The sequence below is a fragment of the Reticulibacter mediterranei genome, from assembly GCF_016587455.1.
In genome coordinates this window covers 2,109,056-2,132,205 of sequence record NZ_BNJK01000002.1, presented here as the reverse complement: position 1 = coordinate 2,132,205, position 23,150 = coordinate 2,109,056, and the positions used below count along the sequence as shown (strand labels likewise).

21 protein-coding genes are annotated in these 23,150 nt (G+C 52.3%); 17 read left to right on the top strand and 4 right to left on the bottom strand.

What is annotated here, in order from left to right:
• Nucleotides 1-14 precede the first annotated feature (14 nt).
• Nucleotides 15-842, bottom strand: a complete 828-nt coding sequence (locus K3T83_RS48060) for an SDR family NAD(P)-dependent oxidoreductase (protein WP_220210267.1) — start codon at nt 840-842, stop codon at nt 15-17.
• Nucleotides 843-1,400: 558 nt separating this feature from the next.
• On the opposite strand from K3T83_RS48060, the gene K3T83_RS48055 reads away from it, so the two are divergent.
• The 8 genes from K3T83_RS48055 to K3T83_RS48020 all read left to right on the top strand — a co-directional run bounded on the left by K3T83_RS48055 (nt 1,401) and on the right by K3T83_RS48020 (nt 11,075).
• Nucleotides 1,401-1,727 carry a hypothetical protein gene (locus K3T83_RS48055; protein ID WP_220210266.1) on the top strand — a complete coding sequence of 109 codons (327 nt, stop codon included), beginning with the start codon at nt 1,401-1,403 and terminating at the stop codon, nt 1,725-1,727.
• Nucleotides 1,721-4,048 (top strand): AAA family ATPase, encoded by a 2,328-nt coding sequence (locus K3T83_RS48050; RefSeq protein WP_220210265.1) that lies wholly within the window; start codon nt 1,721-1,723, stop codon nt 4,046-4,048. The genes K3T83_RS48055 and K3T83_RS48050 overlap by 7 nt, the downstream gene beginning before the upstream one ends.
• Nucleotides 4,049-4,067: 19 nt before the next feature.
• Nucleotides 4,068-4,304: a hypothetical protein gene (locus tag K3T83_RS48045; RefSeq protein WP_220210264.1), complete on the top strand. Its 237-nt coding sequence runs from the start codon at nt 4,068-4,070 to the stop codon at nt 4,302-4,304.
• Nucleotides 4,231-4,503 (top strand): hypothetical protein, encoded by a 273-nt coding sequence (locus tag K3T83_RS48040; RefSeq protein ID WP_220210263.1) that lies wholly within the window; start codon nt 4,231-4,233, stop codon nt 4,501-4,503. The genes K3T83_RS48045 and K3T83_RS48040 overlap by 74 nt, the downstream gene beginning before the upstream one ends.
• A 116-nt stretch (nt 4,504-4,619) precedes the next feature.
• The gene (locus K3T83_RS48035) at nt 4,620-5,810 is read left to right on the top strand and encodes a toll/interleukin-1 receptor domain-containing protein (protein WP_220210262.1); all 1,191 of its coding nucleotides are present in this window, start codon (nt 4,620-4,622) and stop codon (nt 5,808-5,810) included.
• 75 nt (nt 5,811-5,885) lie between these two features.
• On the top strand, nt 5,886-7,130 hold the full coding sequence (locus K3T83_RS48030; protein ID WP_220210261.1) for a DUF6745 domain-containing protein: 1,245 nt from the start codon (nt 5,886-5,888) through the stop codon (nt 7,128-7,130).
• A gap of 162 nt (nt 7,131-7,292) precedes the next feature.
• Nucleotides 7,293-10,007 (top strand): right-handed parallel beta-helix repeat-containing protein, encoded by a 2,715-nt coding sequence (locus K3T83_RS48025; RefSeq protein WP_220210260.1) that lies wholly within the window; start codon nt 7,293-7,295, stop codon nt 10,005-10,007.
• A 147-nt stretch (nt 10,008-10,154) separates the two neighbouring features.
• Nucleotides 10,155-11,075 carry a CPBP family intramembrane glutamic endopeptidase gene (locus K3T83_RS48020; protein ID WP_220210259.1) on the top strand — a complete coding sequence of 307 codons (921 nt, stop codon included), beginning with the start codon at nt 10,155-10,157 and terminating at the stop codon, nt 11,073-11,075.
• Nucleotides 11,076-11,128: 53 nt separating this feature from the next.
• Here K3T83_RS48020 and K3T83_RS48015 read toward each other — a convergent pair whose 3' ends face one another.
• Nucleotides 11,129-11,755 carry a TetR/AcrR family transcriptional regulator C-terminal domain-containing protein gene (locus K3T83_RS48015; RefSeq protein WP_220210258.1) on the bottom strand — a complete coding sequence of 209 codons (627 nt, stop codon included), beginning with the start codon at nt 11,753-11,755 and terminating at the stop codon, nt 11,129-11,131.
• Nucleotides 11,756-11,873: 118 nt separating this feature from the next.
• On the opposite strand from K3T83_RS48015, the gene K3T83_RS48010 reads away from it, so the two are divergent.
• The 3 genes from K3T83_RS48010 (at nt 11,874) to K3T83_RS48000 (ending at nt 13,481) form a co-directional block, all read left to right on the top strand.
• A complete protein-coding gene (locus tag K3T83_RS48010; RefSeq protein WP_220210257.1) occupies nt 11,874-12,014 on the top strand; it encodes a hypothetical protein in 141 nt (46 codons plus the stop codon).
• A gap of 152 nt (nt 12,015-12,166) precedes the next feature.
• Nucleotides 12,167-12,346, top strand: coding sequence for a hydrogenase maturation nickel metallochaperone HypA (locus K3T83_RS48005; RefSeq protein ID WP_220210256.1), 180 nt, complete (start codon nt 12,167-12,169; stop codon nt 12,344-12,346).
• Nucleotides 12,347-12,617: 271 nt separating this feature from the next.
• Complete coding sequence (locus K3T83_RS48000; protein WP_220210255.1) at nt 12,618-13,481, top strand: alpha/beta fold hydrolase; 864 nt, start codon at nt 12,618-12,620, stop codon at nt 13,479-13,481.
• Between the two features lie 150 nt (nt 13,482-13,631).
• Here the strand turns inward: K3T83_RS48000 and K3T83_RS47995 are convergent, their stop codons facing one another.
• The gene (locus K3T83_RS47995) at nt 13,632-14,366 is read right to left on the bottom strand and encodes an MIP/aquaporin family protein (protein ID WP_220210254.1); all 735 of its coding nucleotides are present in this window, start codon (nt 14,364-14,366) and stop codon (nt 13,632-13,634) included.
• A gap of 21 nt (nt 14,367-14,387) precedes the next feature.
• Nucleotides 14,388-15,062: a haloacid dehalogenase type II gene (locus K3T83_RS47990; RefSeq protein ID WP_220210253.1), complete on the bottom strand. Its 675-nt coding sequence runs from the start codon at nt 15,060-15,062 to the stop codon at nt 14,388-14,390.
• 802 nt (nt 15,063-15,864) lie between these two features.
• On the opposite strand from K3T83_RS47990, the gene K3T83_RS47985 reads away from it, so the two are divergent.
• The 6 genes from K3T83_RS47985 (at nt 15,865) to K3T83_RS47960 (ending at nt 23,107) form a co-directional block, all read left to right on the top strand.
• Entirely contained in the window at nt 15,865-16,860 is a 996-nt protein-coding gene (locus K3T83_RS47985) for an ABC transporter substrate-binding protein (RefSeq protein ID WP_373324753.1), read from the top strand.
• A gap of 32 nt (nt 16,861-16,892) precedes the next feature.
• The gene (locus tag K3T83_RS47980) at nt 16,893-18,458 is read left to right on the top strand and encodes a sugar ABC transporter ATP-binding protein (RefSeq protein ID WP_220210251.1); all 1,566 of its coding nucleotides are present in this window, start codon (nt 16,893-16,895) and stop codon (nt 18,456-18,458) included.
• Entirely contained in the window at nt 18,445-19,470 is a 1,026-nt protein-coding gene (locus tag K3T83_RS47975; protein ID WP_220210250.1) for an ABC transporter permease, read from the top strand. Before K3T83_RS47980 ends, K3T83_RS47975 begins: the two co-directional genes overlap by 14 nt.
• Before the next feature lie 74 nt (nt 19,471-19,544).
• On the top strand, nt 19,545-20,552 hold the full coding sequence (locus K3T83_RS47970) for an ABC transporter permease (RefSeq protein WP_220210249.1): 1,008 nt from the start codon (nt 19,545-19,547) through the stop codon (nt 20,550-20,552).
• Nucleotides 20,553-20,684: 132 nt separating this feature from the next.
• Nucleotides 20,685-22,010, top strand: a complete 1,326-nt coding sequence (locus tag K3T83_RS47965; protein WP_220210248.1) for a hypothetical protein — start codon at nt 20,685-20,687, stop codon at nt 22,008-22,010.
• A 113-nt stretch (nt 22,011-22,123) separates the two neighbouring features.
• A complete protein-coding gene (locus K3T83_RS47960; protein WP_236065230.1) occupies nt 22,124-23,107 on the top strand; it encodes an LLM class flavin-dependent oxidoreductase in 984 nt (327 codons plus the stop codon).
• Nucleotides 23,108-23,150 lie beyond the last annotated feature (43 nt).

Sequence of the window (23,150 nt, the reverse complement as noted above, 5' to 3'; positions counted from 1 at the left end):
ACGAAGCACGGCCTTCATATCCCCTGGAGCGACTCTGGATCAAGTGCAAGCGCAGATCTCCCACCGTCAACAGGTATCGTCGCGCCGTTGATGAAACTTGCGTCCTCTGAGAGGAGATATCCAATAGACGCGGCGACCTCCTGCGCACGGGCAACCCTGCCCAGCGGATGCAACAGATGCATCTCCTGCTCGATTCGTGCAGCTTCCTCCGGCCCCTTTTGTCGCAGCAACTCCTCGTAGCGCTCCGTCTCTACCGAACCGGGCGCAACAGCGTTGACGCGAATCCCACATGGGCCATACTCAACGGCAAGCGCTCGCGTCAGCCCTTCGATAGCAGCCTTCGCAGTCACATATGGGGTGCAACCAACAACGGCCTGTCGCGCCTGATACGAGGAGAGGTTCACAATTGCCCCCTGTGTTCCCGCCGCAAGGAAGCGACGAATCGCCGTTCGGCACCCGACAAGCACCAGAGAAAGATTCAACGAGATCAGATCTAGCATTGTGTGTGCGGAGGTTGAATGGAGCGACGCATCCCGAAACACTGCGGCATTGTTGACCCAGCCAGCAAAGAAACCTGCACCCTGGGCAAGATCCGCCGCATGCTCCACAACATTCTCGTCGGAGGCATCGCCAACCACAGCGATCACACGTCCACCTGCTGGATGTTCGTTCACCCAGGCCAGCGCGTCAGAATCACGCTCAATCGCAACCACAGTACAAGAAACATCTTCCAGGAGCTGCTCGACAACCGCTCTACCGATGCCACGTCCTCCTCCCGTGACCACATAAGCGCGACCCATACCTGTCTCAGATTGACCTATGTTCGTCTGTCGATTCTTCATATGCTTGCCCTTTCTATTAGTAAGCAGGGGTTCACTCGCCAATAATCGCAACGGCGAAGAAGACCCGCGCACAGCCTCTCCTCTCTTGAGAGGATACATAAACATTCATCGCCTGTCAAGTGCTTTTCTCGAAGTACTTCGATTTCAAGCAATTATTTATTTATCCCACTCGCATAGACTATACTGTCGAGATAAAATTTAATGATCAGTTCAATGTTTCCCAAGCAAATACATATTTAGCATAATATTCTGTACTGGTATTTCTTCGAAAAAAGCTGTATAATAAACAACACTTTTATGAGAAAGACCAGGCGGCACTTTCGGCTATTGTCGTCTAAGCCAGAAGCTATGGCATTGCCAGCACTATAAGCTTTTATCTCAACAGCACCATATTTCTGTGCAGGTTTTCCATTCATTCATATCAATCAATAGTTTCAGGGTGGGCAGGCGGGCTATGTGCTTTCTCCCTTCCTTAAATACAGCCTCTACATATACTGCTGACTATCAGCGATTATCGCGAAAGCTGTTTCGATGATAGAATTGTGAGGGAATGGATCTTTGAGTGGTCTGCTACGTGTTCCAGAACCGGGACAACTGGTGGATGTGCGCTGCCGCCGCTATGTTGTCCTCGATATCGTCCAGAGTTATCTACCAATCGATCTGCTTACCACCCCCGTGCTCTCCAATCGGCGCACCCAACACCTGATTACGCTCTCTTCCGTTGAGGATGACGCCCTCGGCGAAGAGTTGCAGGTGATCTGGGAGGTCGAGCCGGAAGCCACGACGATTGAGAAGACCCCACTGTGTGCCGAACACATCAGCCTCGACGACAACACGCTACACGGTTCGGCCTGCCGAATAGATAGGATAAATATGTTATGGTAGTAACATTAGATGAAATTGTAGAAGCATATTTAGCTGATAAAGATTTTCAGGCAGATAGATTAGAATTGGCAAGGAGGCGAGACGAAAGCTTACCTATGCTTCAAGAAACTGTTCAACAATTTATACGTGGCAGAAGTAACCTGGAAACATTTCGCTCTCTATTAGATATGGAGCTACGAACAGGAGAAGATTGGGGAGCAACGGGAATGGGCTTTATGGTCCAACTCAACAACTTGAATAAATATCATAACGGTCCAGATTCTAATGTTGATCTGCGCTTTCGTATTATATTACAGGGATTAAATGCTATCACTGTTGGTCAATGTATTGAAGTGTTCTATGAATTTTTACTTGCCGAACAAGACCGACTAAGGAGAGCAGGCAAATCCAGTGGCATGATCGTTGCGCCCAGTAGAAGTCCTTTTATCATCTCGCTCCTTGCCTTCTGGCTTGATCCAACTCCACGCTCTATTATCTACTACACGAGTCTGCGAAAAGGTCTCCACAGGCTCATGGCCACAGGAGCTGTTTCCACTCCTCCTGATCTGGCACTCAGCACAACTAACGTTGAGATCAGAACGACGACCCATCATGAAGCAGTGAACGAGATTGTTGATTACCTGATAAGGCATGTCCCAGAGTTGCAAGATGGCACCAACTATTGGTTTGAGTCCTTTTGCTACTGGGTAGGGGAGCACTGGCAATCCTCTGCACTCCCCGAAAATACCCTGGTGGCTGAAAAAGACGGCACCAATCTCTTAACTCAAACGCTCACCGGCACTACAGTTGCAAGCGAGGATGAAGAGACGCTCGATCCACCACCCTCTACAGCTGAGAAAACCGAGGCCGAAGCACGCATGAGCAAGCTGCTCATCCCCCACGAACCGCTGCTACCAACGCCGGAGCCGCTGCTCATCCAGCTTATCCAGGAAGTGCAGCGTCACATTCTGGTTGACGAACAGCTTGTCAGGCGCATCTATCACGCGCTGCTGGCGGGACACGTCATCCTCACCGGCCCGCCTGGAACCGGAAAGACTGAACTGGCCCGCCTGATCCCCGAAATCCTGTGGCAGAGCAAAACAGACGATGGCGAGCAGGACGACGACCCGGCTCTGAGCCGCGAAACCGCCTATACCACGCGCATGGTCACAGCCACCGATGATTGGAGTCCGCGCACGCTCATCAGTAGCATCGTCCCGCAAACTATCAACGGCACAGTCAGCTATAAAGTGCAATATGGGCACCTGACCGCCACAATTTTGAAAAACTGGTCGTTTGATGGCAACCAGCCAGAGGAGTGGAGCACGCTCACCCTGCACCGTACCCGCATTACCACCCCGGCTGGAACCGAGCGCGGGACGCTACAGACGTTTAAAGGGCAATGGCTGGTTATCGACGAGTTCAATCGCGCCCCGATCGATCTCGCCCTCGGCGATGCACTGACGGCTCTGGGCGGCAACGACGTGCTGCGCGTCCCGATCGATAATGGCAGCGCGGAACTTCCTATCCCGCAAGATTTTCGCATCATCGGCACGCTCAATAGCTTTGATCGTCACTACCTCAACCAGATCAGCGAGGCGCTTAAACGTCGCTTCTCGTTTGTCGAGATCCTACCTCCAACGCGTGCGCAACGCAGCGCCGAACAGGGCATCGTGCTCTATAAAGCGCTCAAAAAAGTGAGCCATCTCAGCCAGGCGATCAGCGTCGATGCCGACGCGCTCTCCTGGGATGGGACGGTTGCTATCGAAGCCGACGCGTCGGGGCAATACGAGCTGCTGTGGGAAGATGAAAACGCGCCCTTTCCCGCCGCTTTTAGAGCCGCGTGGCACATCTTCGAGATTATCCGCATCTATCGCCCGTTGGGAACGGCCCAGGCCATCGGTCTGATCCGCCACATGCTCATCGCTGGCATCCTGCAAGACTATAAGACATACGAGGCATGGTGCGGCGCTCTCGATGCCGCCCTGTGCGATACTATCGTCGATCAACTCCAGGTCTTGCTCCCCGACGAGATCGAAACGTTGTTCCTGTATCTGACCACGCCACCGGAGAGCTTCGCCGACACCTATCATCAACAACTCAATGAGCTTGCCAGCGCTCCCCAACGGCTCTACGGTCAGTTGCGAGCTTTTAGCACTATCGTCGATGATAATGGCATCTTGTATCTCTCCGATGCCGATATCGAGCGCATTGTGGCGCTGGATCAGCCAACCATGACAAACGCCACTTTGCAGCAGCTCTTCCATCTGGACCATGAGCATCCAACATTGCCACAATTTATACGCCGCTTACGCGTGTTTAAAGCCGAGCGAGGGCTGTAAGCAGAAAGGAGGGGCAGCTATGCTCACAGATCAGCCTGGAGACGTGCAGGACACACGCTCGCAACGCTTGCAGAGACGTGTGATCCGTCTCCTGCTGCATGCCGATATGCCGCTCTTTCGCGGCCAGTTTCGCCTCTTTTTCGCAAAGAGTGCTCTGCCCGATCTCCCTCTATTACGACATTATGATCGCTATATTAAAGGGAAAGGGTGCCATCTGGACCATTTTTCGTACGCTTGCCATCCAATCGGCCTGTGATCCCGAAGCTTTGAGGCTGCGCATCCAGCGACTCGATACGGAACAGATCAAAGAGAAGCGCAATCAACTGGCACATGGAGGGCCAGTCCCGCGAGAGACGGCGCACGCGCTCCGCGAGATCGTCATCGGCGACCGCAGCACACCCGGGATACTCGGCTGGCTTGCCGAACAGTTGGCACCACCAAAAGAACGCACATAGCGAGAAGTTAGCATGAGAAGTTTGAAAATTCTATAGCTCTACGTTCTTCATTATAGAGAATATTTTGACGCATTCATGAAGAAATGATTGCATTGTAATCAGGAAGGAATAGAGAAATGCCTGAAGTGCTGAAACGAGAATACGCCTTCATCTCTTATTCCCACAAAGACGAGGCTGTCGCGCACAACGTCAGGAACGATTTAGAGGCTGCGGGAATTGCAACCTGGATGGATGACCAACTGGAACCGGGAACACACATCTGGGAACAGGCGATTCGCGATGCGATGAATAGCTCCCTGGCAGTGGTCGTTATTGCATCACCTCACGCTAAAGAAGGCCCGTATGTGCGTGGAGAGCTTCACCTGGCAGCCAGTCGCCAGCTTGAGGTGCTTCCCCTCTGGGTAGAGGGCGATACCTGGATCGAATGTGTTCCTCTGAGTCTGAGCGATACACAATATATCGACGTTCGCGATTCACACTATGCAACAGGGTTGCAACAACTTGTCAAAAAGCTGCATGCGATTATCGAGGATCGCTCACCCCGGTATTGTCTGCTACCGAAAGAAGCAATCAAGGAATATCACAGCATAGTTGACCTGTATCCTTTAGTATCTGAAGACTGGAAACAGGAGATAATAGAAGATCTGCGGCAGGATTACGTCTACATCGAACTCAAAGATGGCGAGATCGCCGCCATGAGATACACGGCCTATCCATCGGTTCGCGCATTATTGGATGACCTCTATCTACAATATGTCGAGAAGTGCTATCACGTTGACCCGTTTACTTATGGCGATCAGTGGATATTGGGAGTACATACCGATCAATTTAGTCGTTGTATACAATTGCTGGTCCCCTGGCACTGGCTCTCTCTCTCCAAACATCGCTCCCTTGCCGATGAGCAGTTTGACTGGTCTGATTTCCCCCCGCAAAGATGGTTCGCCCCACCCCATTTGCGCTTTCTCCAGGTTCTTGATCGCCTCCCTCCACTGGCTGTTGGACTGGTCACGAATACATTGTATATTGAACAGAAATTGATCACTGGCAAAAATGGATATGACTTCAACAGGCGTGTGGCTGAAATGATCAGCCAGGGACACGCTACAGTTTCCAGATTTCACTATATCTTGACGCTTGTTGAAAGTCCGGAGCACATCCATCCAGAGGATTACCAGCATTATTTCATTACGGCTCTGCCTCATCTAGAAAAATCAAATGAGCACGTACCGCCCGGCAGTGTGACCCGGGTTGCGGGTATCATTCAAGGACGACCAACCGAACGAATACATCATAGCATAAAGCGTTGAGAGAAAGGAAAGATAGATGACCGAAAAGATGTATCGACAAGGTGATCTTCTTGCGATTCGGGAGGTGTATGACTGATGACCAAAGACAGCGAGAGGATGCCACCCTGTCCCAAGATCGTCCAGGGCCAGCAGTGTTTGACTTCGGAACAAGAGGAGTATGCCAGGCAATTCACACAAGAGCGGATTACTCGCATGCTCACTCCAACCGCTATTGATGAGCAAGAGGCAGAGATGCATCTGCGGGAGGCGTATCGAGTGGCCGGGTTCCACCCACCTGACACGATTCGCTGGTTTGATTCCCCGATCCCTTTTGTACTGGCCTGCGTAATGGATAACAACGAGTGGAAGTACATCGTTGGAAACATGCACCAGAACGTGAGATCCAGTGTGATGAACGACCTGTTGGGAAGCGTAAACAAGAACGTATGGGCGAGCGTGTATAAGAGCATGGAAAACAGCATGATGACCGGCCTGGGGCAGATCCTGTGGCAGATAGCAGACATCGCGTGGGATAGCATGGATGCACACATAGGAAACTTACGCACATTTGCTCAAGGTGGGAAAAAGGCTAGCCTATCTTTCACGCCGTTGCTATTTTCAGGCAATACGGCTCCCTTTCGAGACTTGATTCAGCAAATTCGCCAGAGTTCTAACAGAGGGAAGAGCATATGGGCCAACATAGACCCCAGGGAGAGGGAAGGTGTGGGGGAGTACGTCCATGATCTGACGCAGGCAAGTGTGTGTGCCTACTATGACGCATGCTGGCATGCCTTTTATCGCTTCTTCCATGAAGTCTTCCAGGAGAATGCTCTGATCCATTGGGCAAGCTTCAATGAGATGGTGAGTGGCTTTCGACTGGGAAGCAAAGAGGCCTGGCTGGTACGCAAGCCGATTCTGCTCGAACGTGACGAGCAAAGCCGGCTTCATCATGCTTCTGGTAGGTGTGTAGCGTATCGTGATGGATGGGGGTTCTTTGCCTGGCATGGCGTGCATGTGCCGGAGAAACTCATTGTACATCCTGAAGCGATCACCAAAGAGGACTGGATGCATGCATCAGATGCTGTAAGACTGGTCATTCAGGAGCGGCTCAGCGATGATCGCTTTGTAGAAATGCTCGGCGGCAAATGGATTGATAAAGGGGTCCAAGGGAAGTTGATTGCGGTCTGTATCGACGAAGATGATCCTGAGTGCGTGGTTCACTATGTCCAGGTGCAAGATGCCTCAACGCAGCAACGGCACTTTCTGCGTGTTCCCTTCTGGATTAACCGAGCAGATGAGGCAGTGGCCTGGGCCTCTGATCCCGATAATCGCGACTACTAGTTGAGTGTTCTGCCGCCCTCTATCAATTTTGAATGCATCAATAGGACTGATGATATATTGCTTAAATTCGCCCTTTTATGCTACACTATAGCATAAAAGATATTGAATCTGAAGAGTGGAGCGTAGCCTCCTACCTGAGTGCGATCTTTGTTGGAGTGTGAAATGATGAATGTTAATGGAGGACGCTTCTGCGATCAATGTGGCACGGCCAATCGGAGTACGAGTAAGTTCTGTTTCCAGTGTGGCAATCCCCTGCCTGCACCCTCCCCTGCTTCTCCCAACGTAACAACTGTACTACCTGCCCTCACTCATGCGACGGGCCTGCTTGAACCAACGGCTCTGCTCAACGGGCGCTACCGCATTGTACGCAAGATCGGACAGGGAGGCTTCAGCGCTGTCTATCTGGTAGAGGATCTGGTCTTCAATACTGCCCCTCGCGTCATCAAAGAGATGAGCCTGCACGCCACCGGTTCCCAGCCGCTCGATCCCCAGGAGAGTCAACAAGCCATCGCCTCGTTTCAACAGGAGGCCATGCTCCTGGCAGGTCTGACCCACCCAAACCTGCCTCGTATTTATGACCATTTCAAGCAGCAACAACGCTGGTATATGGTGATGGACTATATCAACGGACAAACGCTGGAGGAGCGGATTGAACAGGCGCAAGGAGGCAAGCTCTCCCTGAAACAGGTGCTCCCTCTGGCTCGACAACTCTGCACAGTATTGACCCATTTACACAGCCAGACGCCGCCGATCATCTTTCGTGATCTCAAACCCGCCAATATCATGGTCACAGGCGAAGAACATATCTATCTGATCGACTTTGGCATCGCTCGCCTCTTCAAACCTGGACAGTCGAAAGACACTGTAGCGTTGGGATCGCCGGGCTATGCAGCACCAGAGCAATATGGACGAGCACAGTCTACCACGCTAAGCGATATTTACAGCCTGGGAGCAACCATGCATCACCTGCTTTCAGGGCGCGATCCCGCCGAGACTCCATTCCAGTTCGCCCCGCTCACTCAGTTAGAGAGCGAACCTGGAGGAGCAACTGTATCGGCTCTGATTCAACGCATGATCCAGATCGCGCCAGAGCAGCGCCCTCAAACGATCCAGGAAGTCAAAGAGGGCTTACAGGAAGATCAGCAAACAGCGGCACCTGGCACTTCATCGCTCTCTATTACCACCGTCACCACACAGAACCATCAAACGGGAGGTGGCGGCAATATCGTGATCGTGGCACCGAGCGGAGGAACGTACACCAACATTAGCGAGGCTGTACGACGGGTGCCGGAGAAGACGCGCATCCTGATCCGACCGGGGATCTACCTGGAGAGTGTAGTGATAGAGAAGCAGGTGGAACTGGTCGGAGATGGGCCACGTGAACAGGTCGTGCTGATGGGCCAGCAGGACAGTTGCCTGCGTATGGCAAGCAATGTGATTGCACTGGTACAGGGTCTCACCATGCAAGGGCATGCCCCCAAGAAACCGGCTGTAGACATCGAACAGGGCCAGTTGGTGATGAGCGAGTGTGACATTACTTCTCATTCTGGAGCCTGCATCCACATTCACACCCAGGATGCTCGCCCCATCGTACAACGCTGTGTCATTCACGATGGCAGGCAAGAAGGCATCCTCATCTCTGAGCAAGGGGCTGGCAGCATCGAAAACTGTGATATCCGTGCCAACGTCTACCCGGGGATCGTGGTCAAAACGGGGGGCACACCTTTTGTACGCAACTGCAAAATCCATCATGGCAAAGGCAGCGGTATTTTTGTGTTAGAAGAGGGAGCCGGAACGTTTGAAGACTGCGATATTTTCGACAACGCCTCTGACGGGATCTCCGTCACAACCAAAGGTGCTCCGACTATACGCCGCTGCAAGATTAATCACGGCCAACAAAGCGGCGTCTTTGTCCTCAAGCAAGGGGGCGGCACCTTTGAAGATTGCGATATCTTCTCCAATGCCAATGCAGGCATCTATATCAAAAAAGATGGTGCGCCCACCGTACGGCGTTGCAAGATACACAATGGCCGACAAAGTGGTATTTTTGTTCAGGAGCAGGGTGCTGGCACCTTTGAACAGTGCGATATTTATGCCAACGCCTATCCAGGAATCAGCGTCCAGAGCAAAGGCGCGCCCGTCGTCCGTCACTGTACAATCCATCATGGCAAAGAAAACGGCATTCATGTAAGTGAGCAAGGGGGCGGCACATTCGAGCATTGTGATATTTTCTCCAATACCTATCCAGAGGTCGTGGTCAAAACCGGCGGCATGCCCATTGTACGCTTCTGCACCATCCATGATGGCAAGCAAAGCGGCGTCTATGTATATGAACGTGGTGCCGGCTCCTTCGAAGATTGCGATATTTTCGCCAACGCGGCTGATGGGATCGCCGTTCAATCGGGAGGCTCTCCCCTTGTACGTCGCTGCAAAATCTACGATGGCAAAGGCAACGGCATCTCTGTCTACGATCAGGGGGCCGGCTCCTTCGAAGATTGCGATATTTTCGCTAATACTCTTCCGGGGATCAACGTCAAAACAAGGGGTGTCCCGATGGTGCGCCGCTGCAAGATACATGATAACAAAGGCAACGGCATCTCCGTGCTGGATATGGGCGCTGGCACCTTCGAGAGCTGTGATATATATGCCAACGTCTATCCAGGTGTCAGCGTCAAAACAAGAGGCACCCCTATTTTAATTCGCTGCATGATCCACAACGGCAAAGATGTTGGTATTTATGTCTTTGACTACGGGGCCGGCACCTTTGAAGGCTGCGAGACCTTCTTCAACTGGAAAGGCGGCTTGTATATTGGCAGAACAGGCTATCCAACGCTGCGGCAGTGCAAGTTTCAGGACAGCAAGACGCAAGCACCATGATCCATATTGTAAATGATCAGGACCAACCTGAGTCTTGTGCTACAAGTACTAGCAAAATAATACATGTTTTGCCAGGTAAGAACAGGTTATGCTATAGTGTAAATCCCACAGGGAAATCGCAAATAAAATACGCAAAGGAATGCTGCCATGACTTTTTTTCGTCGTCTTTTTTCCTTCTCTCTTATTCAACTCATTATTGAATTACTTTTTCTGGCAATAATTGCTGGACTTATCAGTTTCTTTGCCTCCGCTCTCCAGATACCATCCTCAATCGTGCCGACCATAGAAGAGAGTATGCTCCTTGTGGGAGTGGCAGTAACTTTCCTGCTCGCACGCTTCTGGATTGAGCGCCGCCCTTTCGCCGATCTTGGACTGTCCACACATCGTCTTGGACGCTATCTTCTCATCGGTTTCGTGGTGGGAGCAATCTTGCAGGGCACAGTCATTGGCAACCTCGCGCAGGTCGGGTGGTATCACGTAACCTCTATCGCGCCAGTTTCGGTCGCAGTGGTCGTGATATTGCAAGGATTGGGAATCCACCTGATGGTGGCCCTTGTTGAGGAAGGAATCTTTCGGGGAATCATCTTTCGTCTCCTGGAGCGCACGCTAGGTACATGGGTCGCGCTTCTTCTCAGCGCAATCCTTTTCGGTATGATGCATCTCACAAACCCGGGTGCGACCGTGTTTGGGGCGCTCGCGATTGCTCTTGAAGGGGGAATCATGCTGGGAGCTGCGTATGTACTCACACGCAACCTCTGGCTAGCAGTAGGCATTCACTGGGCCTGGAATTTCTTCGAGGGACCGTTCTTTGGTACATCAGTATCTGGTATTGGAGCAGGAAAAACCTTCATCACCTCAACCGTCAGTGGGCCAGCCATCTTGACTGGAGGAACCTTCGGGCCAGAGGCGGGGGTACTTGCACTTATAACCTGTCTTGTGGCAGGTGCTATTCTCCTGACCCTGGCTGTGCGGCGCAAGCAGGTGCTTATGCCCTCGTGGTTAAAGCGTGCAAAGCACAGTGCTGATCTTCCGACCCAACCTGTTCCATCATCTCTTGAGGGTAAATAGAAGTTCTTCTGTCTTTCAATGCAGGTTTTCAGGACAGCAAGTTTCGCATACAGTCAGAGCGTTTGCGTACGTTCCTGCCAGGTTTTCTCAGCTCCAGCAATGATCAGTTGCAACCCTTGATTGAAAAAACTTGTTGTTGTCCGCTCAGGTCGTCTATTGAGCTGTGACAATTCCTGAAGCATCGCTTCCGACAAATACTGCTGGATCGCTGGTCCTTTGCGCACGATTTCTTCCATTGGGGGCGATGTCTGCTCTTCGATCACCGATGCCCACGTATAGAGCAGGACGGTGGTACACAGGATACCAGCACTTTCAAGCTCCAGGCCATACGTTTGATGCAATGTTGTCAGGAGAAATGCTCCCAGTCTGGCGAAGGTTTTCGCTCGATTGGGATTGACTCCGGCGACAACTAATCCTCCATCGCGGTATGCCAGCAACGCGTCTCGCAGCCTGTTGGCGATATCCACAAGCCAGGTTTGCCAGGGGATGCTCTTATCAGGCGGGTCATAACTGCTCAATCGAGTGCGCAACATCACCTCGGCCATCTCATCCAATAACTCACGCTTATTCTGCACGTGCCAGTACAGAGAGGCCGCCTTCACCTGCAACTCAGCAGCCACACGCCGCAGCGTCACTCCCTCTAAGCCGTCCCGGTTGAGGATCTCAAGCGCTTTTGTCACGATCGTTTCTTTTTGTAATCCCATAGCGCTATTGTACCACTTGACATCTCGCTCTAGCAGTGGTAATCTAACAGTGTTAGTCTAACACTGTTAGAGGCTCGTTTTTAAAGAGGATAGCATGAAAGCAGCCGTTATTCACGCATTTGGGGATATCCCCGGCTACGAAACGTTTCCCAATCCAGTCCTTGAGCAAGGCGATACGCTTATTGAAGTCCGGGCCGTTGTCCTGGAAAACTTTGACCGTATGATGTTATTCTAGATTTTCTCTGGAGCCACCCCACAGAACTCCTTCTGAACACTCTGATTCCCAAAGAGGCTGGATTTGCCACCCATAGAACGCGTTTTGTTCAGATAGGGGAGGCAGCAGGCTCCCACATCTCCCTTTCCGCTCAGGCACTCAGAACATCTGGCGTGGAAATGACTGGCGCTGGCAATATTCCGCCTGAAGTCGTCCCCGAAGCAGTACAGCAGGTATGGGAATGGATAAAAGAGGACACGCTGCATATCGAAATTGAGGAAGTCCCTCTGAAAGATATCGCTAAAGCATGGCAGCGGACCCTTTATGGAAAAAGGATCGTCATCGTTCCCTGAGCAGTAAGATACACTTCTGCTTGACAGCAGTTCACACAAAGGACACAATCATGAGCGGGTAAGACTTTTGTCATTGTGTCTCTCTGTATTCCTGTGTTCGACCGATCATTGTGCTCTTCCTCCTGTGGGGTCAGGGGGATGATGAGCAAAGCCATATTCTCTCTCATCACTTCGGCGAAGCGTACACGCCCTTCAAATGAAAGAAGGGTAGCGCAAACTCATATCTTATCTAGAGCGAGTTCTGGCTTAATACCACTCAAAGGAGCATGCTATGATTCCCCCTGTATCTTATCGCACCATGCAGGTCGATGGCTTGTCCATCTTCTACCGGGAGGCGGGGACCAAAGACGCCCCAGTCCTCCTGTTGCTTCACGGTCTGCCTTCTTCTTCGCGGATGTATGAGCCGCTATTGCAGCGCTTGTCCGACCGCTATTACCTGATAGCTCCTGATTATCCAGGTTTCGGCCACAGCGATTGGCCCGATCATACCCAATTTTCCTACACCTTCGACCACATTACGACGGTGATAGAACACTTCACCGAGAAGCTCGGCCTGACACAATACAGCCTCTACATGCAAGACTACGGCGGGCCAGTTGGTTTCCGCATGGCTCTGGCGCACCCCGAGCGCGTGCAAGCGCTGATCGTTCAGGATGCCGTCGCGCATGATAGCGGCCTCGGGGAAAACTGGAACATCCGCCGCGCTTTTTGGACTGACCGCGCAAGATACGAGGAAACGTTACGCTCGAATCTACTCTCACTAGCTACCACGCGTACACGACATGTGGGCAACGACCCCCAGGTCGAACGCTACGATCCTGACCTGTGGACTGACGAGTTCCGCTTCCTTTCCCAGCCAGGCCAGGCAGATATCCAGAGCGATTTGTTCTACGATTACCAATCCAACGTCGCTTCCTACCCTAAATGGCAAGAATGGATGCGCAACATCCAACCACGCCTGCTCGTTCTCTGGGGGAAATACGAACTCTCATTCGATGCTTCTGAACCAGAAGCATACCGCCGCGATGTGCCCAATGCAGAAGTGCATATAGTTGATGGGGGTCACTTCGCGCTCGATACAGCTGCCAATGAAATTGCCAATCTGATTAACAGTTTCCTGAGCGCTTCAAGGTAAATCCTAATTTTCATTGGTTACGGAGGAAACAGGAGCTATCTGTTGCTTCCGTAGCCAATGAAGCCGCGATGGGGAACAAAAAATTTTACGCCTTTTGCCAAATTTATATTAGATATATCATTTTAAAGCTTTTACTAAATTACGCCTCAATTAGGGCTTTCTCCGGGGCCTGAGATGCTCAAAGATGTGTTCGGGAGCTGCCAGCGCATAAGCCTCACCACCTCGCAGCACTTCATAAAGCAAGGCACCTGCTATCGCTCCTGACACAGGTCCAACCCAATAAATCCAGACCGCCTGCAATGCCAGGCCGCCTGCAAAAATGGCCGGTGCCAGGCTGCGAGCAGGATTCATGCTCCCACCAGTCAGGGGACCAGCAAAAAAACCAGCGACCGTCACTGTCAATCCAATAGCAAGTCCGACTACTGCACGGTTCACACGCCGCTCGGTCGCTGTAGACATCGCCACCAGCATCAGAAAAAAGGTGATCAATGCCTCAATACCCAACGCCTGCCACGTTCCAATTGTGGGAATCGTTGCTCCATAGTGGTTCTGCTGCGCTTGCTGCGGCAAGAAAAGCAGGTGGGTCGCGCTTGCAAGCAACGCCCCGCTGACTTGAGCGAGCCAGTATGGAACGACATAGCGCCATGGGAAACGACGCGCAACAGCCAGGCCAAACGTAATGGCAGGATTAAACGGAGCCGCCGAGATGTGGCTCAGAGCATAGGTCATCGCAAACAACGCCAGACCAAACGTCAAATAGATCAGAAAACCGCTAACTCCTCTTTGATCGTTCCTCTGCATGATTTTTACCCCGCATCCCAAAAAAACATAGGCAAAGGTTCCCACCACTTCGGCTCCGTATCGTCGTAACATCGTCGCACTCATGATAACCTTTGCCTTCTCTAGTTATTTGCTCTCTTCTACAAGCAACTGATCAACGATTTCAGCGAGATCAGCACCGACAAACGTAGGGCGCGCAGCTGACGGATCGAGAACCATACCAGGGCGCGCAATAAAGGCTGCGGAACAACCAGCCTTGATAGCTCCCGCAATGTCCCACGTATGAGCGGCAACCAGGCACAGCGACGCCTGGGGCACGCCGAGTTCGCGAGCAACCATCTGATACGGCTCAGGAGCAGGTTTGAGCCTGCGTACCGTGTCAGCAGAGAATTGTCGCTCGAAGAAGCTCTCCAAGCCAGCATAGGCCAACTGCTCCTGTGAAACGGCCAGGGTGGAATTTGTTAAACTGACCAGGCGCAGTCCAGCCTCACGCAACCGTTGCAGGCTTGCGGAAACCTCGGGATGTGGCGGCAAGCGCCGTAATCCTCCCAGAAGATTCGCCTGTCTCTCCCTCGACAACGAGACGCCGCGCCTGCCAGCGAGCATCTCCAGAGCGGCCGCACCCAGCGTCCCAAAGTCGCGGTACTCATTCGTGATCGTTGAGACAAACGCCAGTTGGAGCATTTGCGCAAACCATTCTCGACGCGCAGATGCATCCCCAAAAGTCTCCGCGAACAGAGGATCGAGGGCATGCAGATCAAGCAGGGTTTCGTTGACATCAAAAACATAGATACGAGCCATAGAATTCTCTCCTTTTCATCGTCATGGAATTAGCCGTGCTGGTCTACCTGTATTGTATGAACAAGCGATGAGAAAGAGCAACGAGAGAAAATGAACCTACCTATCATTTTCAATGAACAAGATGAACCTGTCTGTTCGTGAGGTGTTTCACTCATTGCACGGCTCCTGTGAGATATCGGCCCTACTCATTATGATCGTGTCTCTTCATCCTACAAGAGACACGATTGGAGGCAAAAAATGTAACAAATCTGTGGCGGTGGGTCAGTCCCACGTAGCAAAACGTTTTTGGCCCGTTTCGATAGCTTGCCGCCACAGTTCTCTCCTTCAAAGCATACAAGCAACATCATCTCTCTATCTCAGGATATTTGCAGCAAGATTAACAAAGAAAAGAATACAGGACACAAGGACGATAACAGTAAACGATCTCTTCAATCGCTTTTTTGGTTCTTCTCATGTATACTTGCAAAAGACGGATGGAAAGCATGACAGCGTTGTCAGTTAGCGCACAAAAATGGATAAGTCTACGAGTGGCTCGCTAGAGAAGTGCCAATCTCTATATGAAGAGAGTTACTTGTAAAAAAAGAGAAGCGCTGGTCTCCCGTCTCACCACGATAGAAGGAGGAGATTGCTCGCTCAGCGACTTCAACTACATTATTCCAGTAAACAGCGTCACCAGGATGTGTCGTCGTTTTGCCTCTAGCAACGCCTAAACTGTGTCAACATCGAACGGTTGCATATCTACCTATATCATGGAGGATATTCGCTTATGAAACCCAACCAGTTCTCACGCCCTGGTCTGTCAATGTTGCTCAGCCTACTTATCTGTGCTGTCCTTGCTGCGTGTGGCGCAGGCGGAAGCGGTGGAGGATCGACCGCCAATAGTGGCGGCGGCTGTGCCTCTCCTCCCAAACTCGCAAAGAAGGATCACTACAAGGTCGGTTTTTCGCAAAATGCAAGCAACAACCCCTGGCGTCTTGCTGAAACAGCCAGCATCAAGGAAGAGGCGTCCAAACGTGGCGACACGCTAGTCTACACAGATGCTGCGAACTCAGGGGATAAGCAGGTCTCTGATGTGCAATCAATGATCGCGCAAAAGGTCGATGTCATCCTGCTCGCCCCCATCACAGAAAAAGCCCTGATCCCAGCCGTCCTCCAGGCCAAAGCTGCCTGCATCCCGGTGATTTTGATCGACCGCGATGTCGATCACACATTGGCATCCCCCAACAAAGATTATGTTACTTTCATCGGCTCCGACTTCGTTCAACAGGGCAAACGCGTTGCTGACTGGATGATTCAGGCGACCGGCGGCAAGGCCAAAATTATCGAGCTAGAAGGCACTACCGGAGCCTCTCCCGCCATTCTGCGCAAGAAAGGCTTTGACGACGAGGTTAAGAGCCAATCCGGTATGCAAATCCTTGCCTCGCAGGATGGCGACTTCAACCGCGACACTGGTCGCAAGGTGATGGCAACCCTCTTGCAGGCGCATCCCGACGTAACCGTAGTGTACGCTCACAACGACGAGATGGCGATTGGCGCGATTGCAGCCCTCAAAGCTGCTGGCAAGCACCCCGGCAAAGATGTGATTGTCGCCTCAATTGACGGCGAAAAAGATGCGCTGAACGCGATTATCAACGGGGAAGAGGGAACCACCGTCCAGTCCAGCCCGTTCTTCGGTCCCGTCTCCTTCCAGACCATCGACCAGTATGCTGGCGGTACAAAGCTCGCAGACTGGATCGTCGTGAAGGATATGCAATTCACCAAAGATAACGCCAAAGAGAATCTGCCGAACTCGTTCTAGTATTTCGTTTCTCGTAGGGAAGGGGCCATGGAATGAGCCAGACCAACCCATTATTGCAGATGGAGCATATCTCCAAAACCTTCCCCGGCGTCATCGCCCTGGTTGATGCCCATTTATCCATCAATCCGGGTGAGGTGCATGCCCTTGTCGGGCAAAACGGGGCTGGCAAATCGACGCTGATCAAAATCCTGACCGGTGCCTACCGGCGCGATAGCGGCAGCGTCCTGTTTGATGGGCGTCAGGTTGACTTCCAAGCGCCCCAGCAAGCACAGAACAATGGCATCAGCACCATCTACCAGGAGATCAACCTCGTCGCATTCCGCTCCGTTGCGGAGAACATCTTTATGGGGCGGGAGCCGCGACGCTGGGGCTTTATCAACTGGCGCAAGATGCATGCCGATACCGCTCATTTGCTCGAACGCCTCTCGATCTCCATCGACGTAACCCAGCCATTGATGAACTACAATATCGCTCTGCAACAGATGGTGGCGATTGCCCGCGCCATCTCGTTCAATAGCAAGCTGGTTGTGATGGATGAACCGACCTCCTCGCTCAACGAACGAGAGGTTGAAACTCTGTTCACCTGCATTCGCCAGTTAAAAGCTGATGGCGTCTCCGTGCTATTCGTCGGGCACCGCCTCGACGAACTGTACGCCATTTGTGATCGTGTGACGATTATGCGCGATGGCCGCACGGTCGATGTCCGCGAGATGCAGAGTCTGCCGAAAGTCGAGCTGGTCGCGAAGATGCTGGGCAAGGAGCTTGCCGATATTCGCCGGCATGGGCAAACGAGCTTCGAAATTGGACAGCACCACACTGATCAACATGTGCTATTAGAGGCGCAAGGGCTGCGGCGCGGACGAGCATTGCAAGGAGCCAACATCGAGATCCATTCAGGTGAGATTGTTGGGCTGGCTGGCCTGCTTGGTTCTGGCCGGAGCGAGGTGGCGCGTGCAATCTTCGGTGCCGATCCTCTCGAAGAGGGCAAGATACGCGTGGAAGGGCAACCTGCCCACTTCCACGCGCCCACCGATGCTATCCGCGCAGGTATTGGTTTCTGCCCAGAAGATCGCAAGGTGGATGGCATTATCCCCCATCTTTCGGTCAGAGAAAACCTCACGCTCGCGGCTCTGCCGATCCTTTCGCGCAATGGCTTTGTGTCCCGCAAGAAGCAGCAGGAGATCGTCGATCAGTTTATTCGACGGCTCAGCATCAAAACGGCTGGACCAGAGCAAAAGGTCCGCGAACTCTCGGGCGGCAACCAACAAAAGGTGTTGCTAGCTCGCTGGCTTTGTCTGAATCCCCGCCTCCTGATCCTCGATGAGCCGACACGCGGAATCGATGTAGGGGCCAAAGCGGAGATACAGGCGCTGATCGAGGAGTTCGCCGAAAAGGGGCTGGGTGTGCTGATGATCTCGTCCGAACTGGAAGAGCTGCTCGAAGGAAGCGATCGCGTGGTGGTCATGCGCGACGGACAGACGGTGGCCTCGCTCCAACACGCAGACATTACTCAGGCAGCCGTCATGAACGCGATGGCACATGGCAATGACGAGCAGGAGACGAACAATACTGAGGAGGTGCAACGTGGCGAAGCTTGATCCAGCCACAACGCCTATCACGCCCGAAACAAGCACCAGCCCACGCCGTTTCGGGCTGCTAGAACGTTTGCGCAATTTCGGACAGGCCTATGGAGCACTGACGGCGCTGGTGCTGATCATTCTGTACGATATCGCGTTCAGGCCACACTTTCTCGAAGCCCGCTCGCTCTTCAACGATCTTCAAGAAGTGGCCCCAATTGCTATTATCGCAACTGGCATGACGCTGGTTATTGCAACTGGTGGCATCGATCTCTCTGTTGGCTCGCTCATGGCGTTCGCTGGAGCGCTGGCCCCGATCATCTTTCAGAGTCCGTTGCTGGCAGGTAGTCCAGCACTTGCCATCACTCTGACGCTACTGCTCCCGCTGTTCGCGACGGGTCTCTTTGGCCTCTTCAATGGCGTGTTAGTTACCCGCTTTCGCATTCAGCCCATTATTGCCACGCTGGTCTTATTTATTGCTGGGCGTGGAATTGCGCTGGTCCTCTCAAACGATAAGCTTCAGGATTTCCACAATCCCGGCTTTCAATTTATCGGCCAGGGAACGGTGCTGGGCATTCCATTTCAGGTAATCCTGATGTTGATCATTGTGATATTTTTCGCCGTCATTGTGCGCGTCACCACTTTTGGTCGCTACGTACTTTCGACGGGTGGCAATGAGGCGGCGGCACGGCTGGCTGGCATCCCCGTTGATCGCGTCAAGCTGGCGGTCTATACGATCAGCGCACTGCTGGCGGCACTGGCAGGATTTATTATCATCTCTATCAACTCATCGTCAGATGCAACTCGCGTAGGCTTGAACGGAGAACTAGATGCGATTGCGGCGGTTGCGGTTGGTGGCACTCCGCTTACAGGAGGACAGGCAACGGTCGTCGGAACGCTGATCGGTGCGCTGATCATTTATCTCATCGGGGCAACCTTAGTGGCTCAGAACGTTTCCTTCGGTGTGGCGCAGGTGATTAAAGCCGCCATTATCCTGCTTGCGGTCTATGTACAACGGCAGCAGAAAGTATGAACTAATGACCCCGCATGGCCCCGGGCACGGGCAGATTGAAGCGTTCACAACATCCTTCCAAAAAAGGGAAAGTTATGGCTGATATTTCGACAACGGAAGCGAATCGTAGCAACTGGCTAGCAACTGTATGGAGCAGGAGCAAAAGTATTTTGCAGCGTCAGGGGGCGTTGATCGCGCTTGTTCTGCTGGTGCTGTTCGGCCTGCTGCGCTACGATAACTTCTTCTCGACCTATAATTTCCTGACGGTCCTTTCCTACAACACTACCTTTGGGCTGATCGCGCTGGGGATGACTTTTGTGATTATGACGGGGGGCATTGATCTTTCGGTTGGTTCGCTGGCGGCACTGTGCAGCGTTGTGGCGGCGCTGGCGAGTCCGTATGGCCTGCTCGCAGCAATCGGTGCGGCAGCACTGGTGGGCCTGCTGGTGGGATTCTTTAACGGTTGGGTGATTGCCTGGCTCAGGATACCACCATTTCTCGCAACTCTTGCCATGTTGCTGGCAGCTCGTGGGCTGGCGCTTGTGCTGGCAAAAGATGCGACGGTCAGCGTGAATGCGACGCAGGATTGGGCGGCACTCAGTCAGGGCATCCTCTATGGTATCCCTCTGCCGGTCTTTCTGCTGCTGGCCTATGCGATTGGCTCGATTGTCCTCAACTTTACCCGTTTCGGTCGCCACATACTCTCGGTTGGCGGCAACGAGGAAGCGGCTCGCCTGATGGGTTTACCAGTAGAGCGTATCATCCTGGCAGTGTACGTCATTAGCGGCGTGCTGGCAGGACTGGCCGGCGTCTTGCTGGCCGGTCAGACCTTCACCGGCTCTCCAAACGAGGGCGTTGGCTGGGAATTGACGGCGATTGCAGCAGTGGTTGTTGGCGGCACGCTCCTGACCGGCGGCATGGGTTCGGTCTGGACCTCACTGGTCGGCACGTTGCTGCTTGGCCTGGTCTTCAATCTTTTGAACTTCGAGAATGGACTCGGGTTCATCAGTCTGGGCGTCTCCTGGCAAACAGTCATTCGCGGAGCCTTCCTGCTCATAGTCGTCCTTCTACAGAGCCGCCTGACGCGCAATCGAAAGATCTGAACGCCAGTTTTTTTTGGTAAGATGCCTGTACCTATGGCTTTATCCCTCTTTCCCCCCAATTCAAGGCTGAAAAACTGCTACACTAGCAGATAGATAGTACTCGCTAAGAATTTTCTTTCAGGAGGCTCCTAAATGGATTTCAGCGACAAAAGAGATAAGAGGGAAACAGCAGGCGTACAGAAAAAGCATGGACGAGCTAAAAGACATATTCTGCTTTCACACACTTTCATGAAGTCACTTTCTATTTCCCTTTTCATTATTGTTGTTATTGGTATTTTTTCTCAAAATACTTCTTTTGCCCACATAGCATCAAAAAATACAAATCTTCAAATGAGCAATGAATCTGACACCTCAAATCCGTCAAATAACGCAAACACTGATGAGGAGGTGACAGTAAGCCTACAGGCATTCGCTTACCCTGATAACACCGATGGAGGGGAGGTGACGAGCAATACCGCTGCTATCGCTTATCCGCACAATATGGGATTTCAGACGAAACATGATCAGGCAACGGAAGGAACTGGCGCACCTGACGATCCAATTACATTCGGAGCCTTTACACCGCTGACGCAAGGCGGTCAGGCAGTATTTCTACCAGGAACCGAAATATATGTGAAAGCGCTGAAAAAGTTCGCTATTCTGGAAGATAGCTGTGATAGTTGTGGAACTCCCCCTGATGGTACGACCTATCTTATCAATCTCTGGCTCGGCCCTTCCCAACTGACCTCGAACGATGAGGCACAGAAGATCGAGGACTGTGTAAAACAGGTGGCAGAAATAAAAACTACTATTGTACTCAACCCATCGGCTGACGCTACTAAATATCCAGTAGATAAGACTCCGCTCTATAGTAAGGGAGATTGTACTGCGAAGAGCTTACTGGATAAGGCATCCACTTCAGGTGGAGAAAATCAGCCGCCGAAAGATCTGGTCTCACCGCCACAGGGAGCGCCAACGACCGATGGTGACACTATTAAAGTCTCTGTAACATCCTATGGTTTTCCTGATAACGATGATGGTAATGGTCATTACAAAACAGCCGTGATTGCATTTCCACACTCCGATGACTACCCAACAACCAAGCATAGTGAAGCAACCGAGGGGAAAGGCACACACGATGATCCCATCACATTTGCAGCATATACTGGTGATACCGAAGGAGACAGCGCGGCGTTTCCACCTGGCACCATAATCTATGTTCCTTTTTTGCAAAAGTACTTCATACTGGAAGATCAGTGTGCAGATTGCAATGATGTGAAGGGCGACAATGCTTTCCATATAGATCTCTGGCTTGGACCTAATAAGCCGGGGCCACAGGACACTGATAAATCGATTGAAGACTGTGAATCATCGATAACGCGCGACACGACAATCATCTTGAATCCAACCGCTACTGGCCATGATGTAGACACAACGCCCCTTTACAAGGATGGTAAGTGTTCTGCTGTCACACCTTGATAGCCCTGGATGTCCTTTTTGGGTATGGTGTATCATCATCTATATAGCGATAGTTTCTAATTTACCTCAAGAGTTAGATGATATTGTTGTTTTGAGAGAAAGAGACGCAACGAATGATTAGTGGAGAAGAGATGCTGGCGGCAAGCGAGGTTCGCTCCCTGCCTCTGGTTGAGCGCATTGGATTGGCCATCACTCCTGGCAAGACCGGGAGCGCGATCAAAGCGATTATCGATGCCGAAAAAGCCGGGGTACGCCAGATATGGATGACACAAGGCCCAACAACGCTTGATGCCTTAACGGTCTTTGCCGTTGCCGCCACGCAGACCTCGACAATCCGCGTCGGCACATCTATTCTGCCGTTCTATCCTCGCCATCCGCTGGCGCTGGCGGCTCAGGTAAACACATTCCATGAAATTGCTCCGGGTCGCCTCCGGCTTGGCTTGGGAGCGAGCCATCGTCCGATAATCGAGGGAGTTTACGGGATCGAAATGGTCGCGCCAATGGCCCACACAGCCGAGTATATCAACGTTTTGCGCGCGGCGCTCTGGGAGGGCAAGGTCGATCATCATGGGCGCTTTTATACCATCAAGGCCGACCTGCCAGCACGCGCACCTGTACCAATCCTTGTCTCGACTCTCAGCCCGGGAGCATTTAAAACCGCTGGAGAAATCAGCGATGGCGCACTTTCCTGGAACTGTCCCGTCCCCTATCTTTTGAAAACGGCGAAACCGACACTTGAGGAAGGCGCGAAACAGGCGCAACGATCAGTCCCACCGCTGGTTGCCCATGTGCCCGTTGCGATGAGTGCGGATCGAGAAGCAGTGTTTTCTGCCGCACGGAAAAGACTCGGGACATATGGGAAGCTGCCGTTCTACCGTAATATGTTTGCGGAAGCAGGCTATCCCGCCGCAGAAGATGGAACGCTGCCCGAAGCCCTCATCGACAACCTGGTCGTCTCCGGTGACGAACAGACTATCGCAACCCGTTTCCGCGAGCTATTAAACGGTGGATTAGACGAGCTGTTATTGCTCCCAATTCCCGTCAAAGATGAAAATCAGGAGTGGTCGCGCCTGGCTCATCTCATCGGAGCGATCTAGATAGAGAGCGATAATCGAAAAATCTCAAGGATGAAGGAGGATG

What these genes read in the sequence shown, in the direction of transcription:
- K3T83_RS48045 (WP_220210264.1), top strand. Translation starts at nt 4,068, where the DNA reads ATGCTCACAGATCAGCCTGGAGACGTGCAGGACACACGCTCGCAACGC.
- K3T83_RS47960 (WP_236065230.1), top strand. Translation starts at nt 22,124, where the DNA reads ATGATTAGTGGAGAAGAGATGCTGGCGGCAAGCGAGGTTCGCTCCCTG.
- K3T83_RS47990 (WP_220210253.1), bottom strand. Translation starts at nt 15,062, where the DNA reads ATGGCTCGTATCTATGTTTTTGATGTCAACGAAACCCTGCTTGATCTG.
- K3T83_RS47965 (WP_220210248.1), top strand. Translation starts at nt 20,685, where the DNA reads ATGGATTTCAGCGACAAAAGAGATAAGAGGGAAACAGCAGGCGTACAG.
- K3T83_RS47995 (WP_220210254.1), bottom strand. Translation starts at nt 14,366, where the DNA reads ATGAGTGCGACGATGTTACGACGATACGGAGCCGAAGTGGTGGGAACC.
- K3T83_RS48035 (WP_220210262.1), top strand. Translation starts at nt 4,620, where the DNA reads ATGCCTGAAGTGCTGAAACGAGAATACGCCTTCATCTCTTATTCCCAC.
- K3T83_RS47980 (WP_220210251.1), top strand. Translation starts at nt 16,893, where the DNA reads ATGAGCCAGACCAACCCATTATTGCAGATGGAGCATATCTCCAAAACC.
- K3T83_RS47970 (WP_220210249.1), top strand. Translation starts at nt 19,545, where the DNA reads ATGGCTGATATTTCGACAACGGAAGCGAATCGTAGCAACTGGCTAGCA.
- K3T83_RS48060 (WP_220210267.1), bottom strand. Translation starts at nt 842, where the DNA reads ATGAAGAATCGACAGACGAACATAGGTCAATCTGAGACAGGTATGGGT.
- K3T83_RS48025 (WP_220210260.1), top strand. Translation starts at nt 7,293, where the DNA reads ATGATGAATGTTAATGGAGGACGCTTCTGCGATCAATGTGGCACGGCC.
- K3T83_RS48010 (WP_220210257.1), top strand. Translation starts at nt 11,874, where the DNA reads ATGAAAGCAGCCGTTATTCACGCATTTGGGGATATCCCCGGCTACGAA.
- K3T83_RS48020 (WP_220210259.1), top strand. Translation starts at nt 10,155, where the DNA reads ATGACTTTTTTTCGTCGTCTTTTTTCCTTCTCTCTTATTCAACTCATT.
- K3T83_RS48050 (WP_220210265.1), top strand. Translation starts at nt 1,721, where the DNA reads ATGGTAGTAACATTAGATGAAATTGTAGAAGCATATTTAGCTGATAAA.
- K3T83_RS48000 (WP_220210255.1), top strand. Translation starts at nt 12,618, where the DNA reads ATGATTCCCCCTGTATCTTATCGCACCATGCAGGTCGATGGCTTGTCC.
- K3T83_RS48040 (WP_220210263.1), top strand. Translation starts at nt 4,231, where the DNA reads ATGATCGCTATATTAAAGGGAAAGGGTGCCATCTGGACCATTTTTCGT.
- K3T83_RS47985 (WP_373324753.1), top strand. Translation starts at nt 15,865, where the DNA reads ATGTTGCTCAGCCTACTTATCTGTGCTGTCCTTGCTGCGTGTGGCGCA.
- K3T83_RS48030 (WP_220210261.1), top strand. Translation starts at nt 5,886, where the DNA reads ATGACCAAAGACAGCGAGAGGATGCCACCCTGTCCCAAGATCGTCCAG.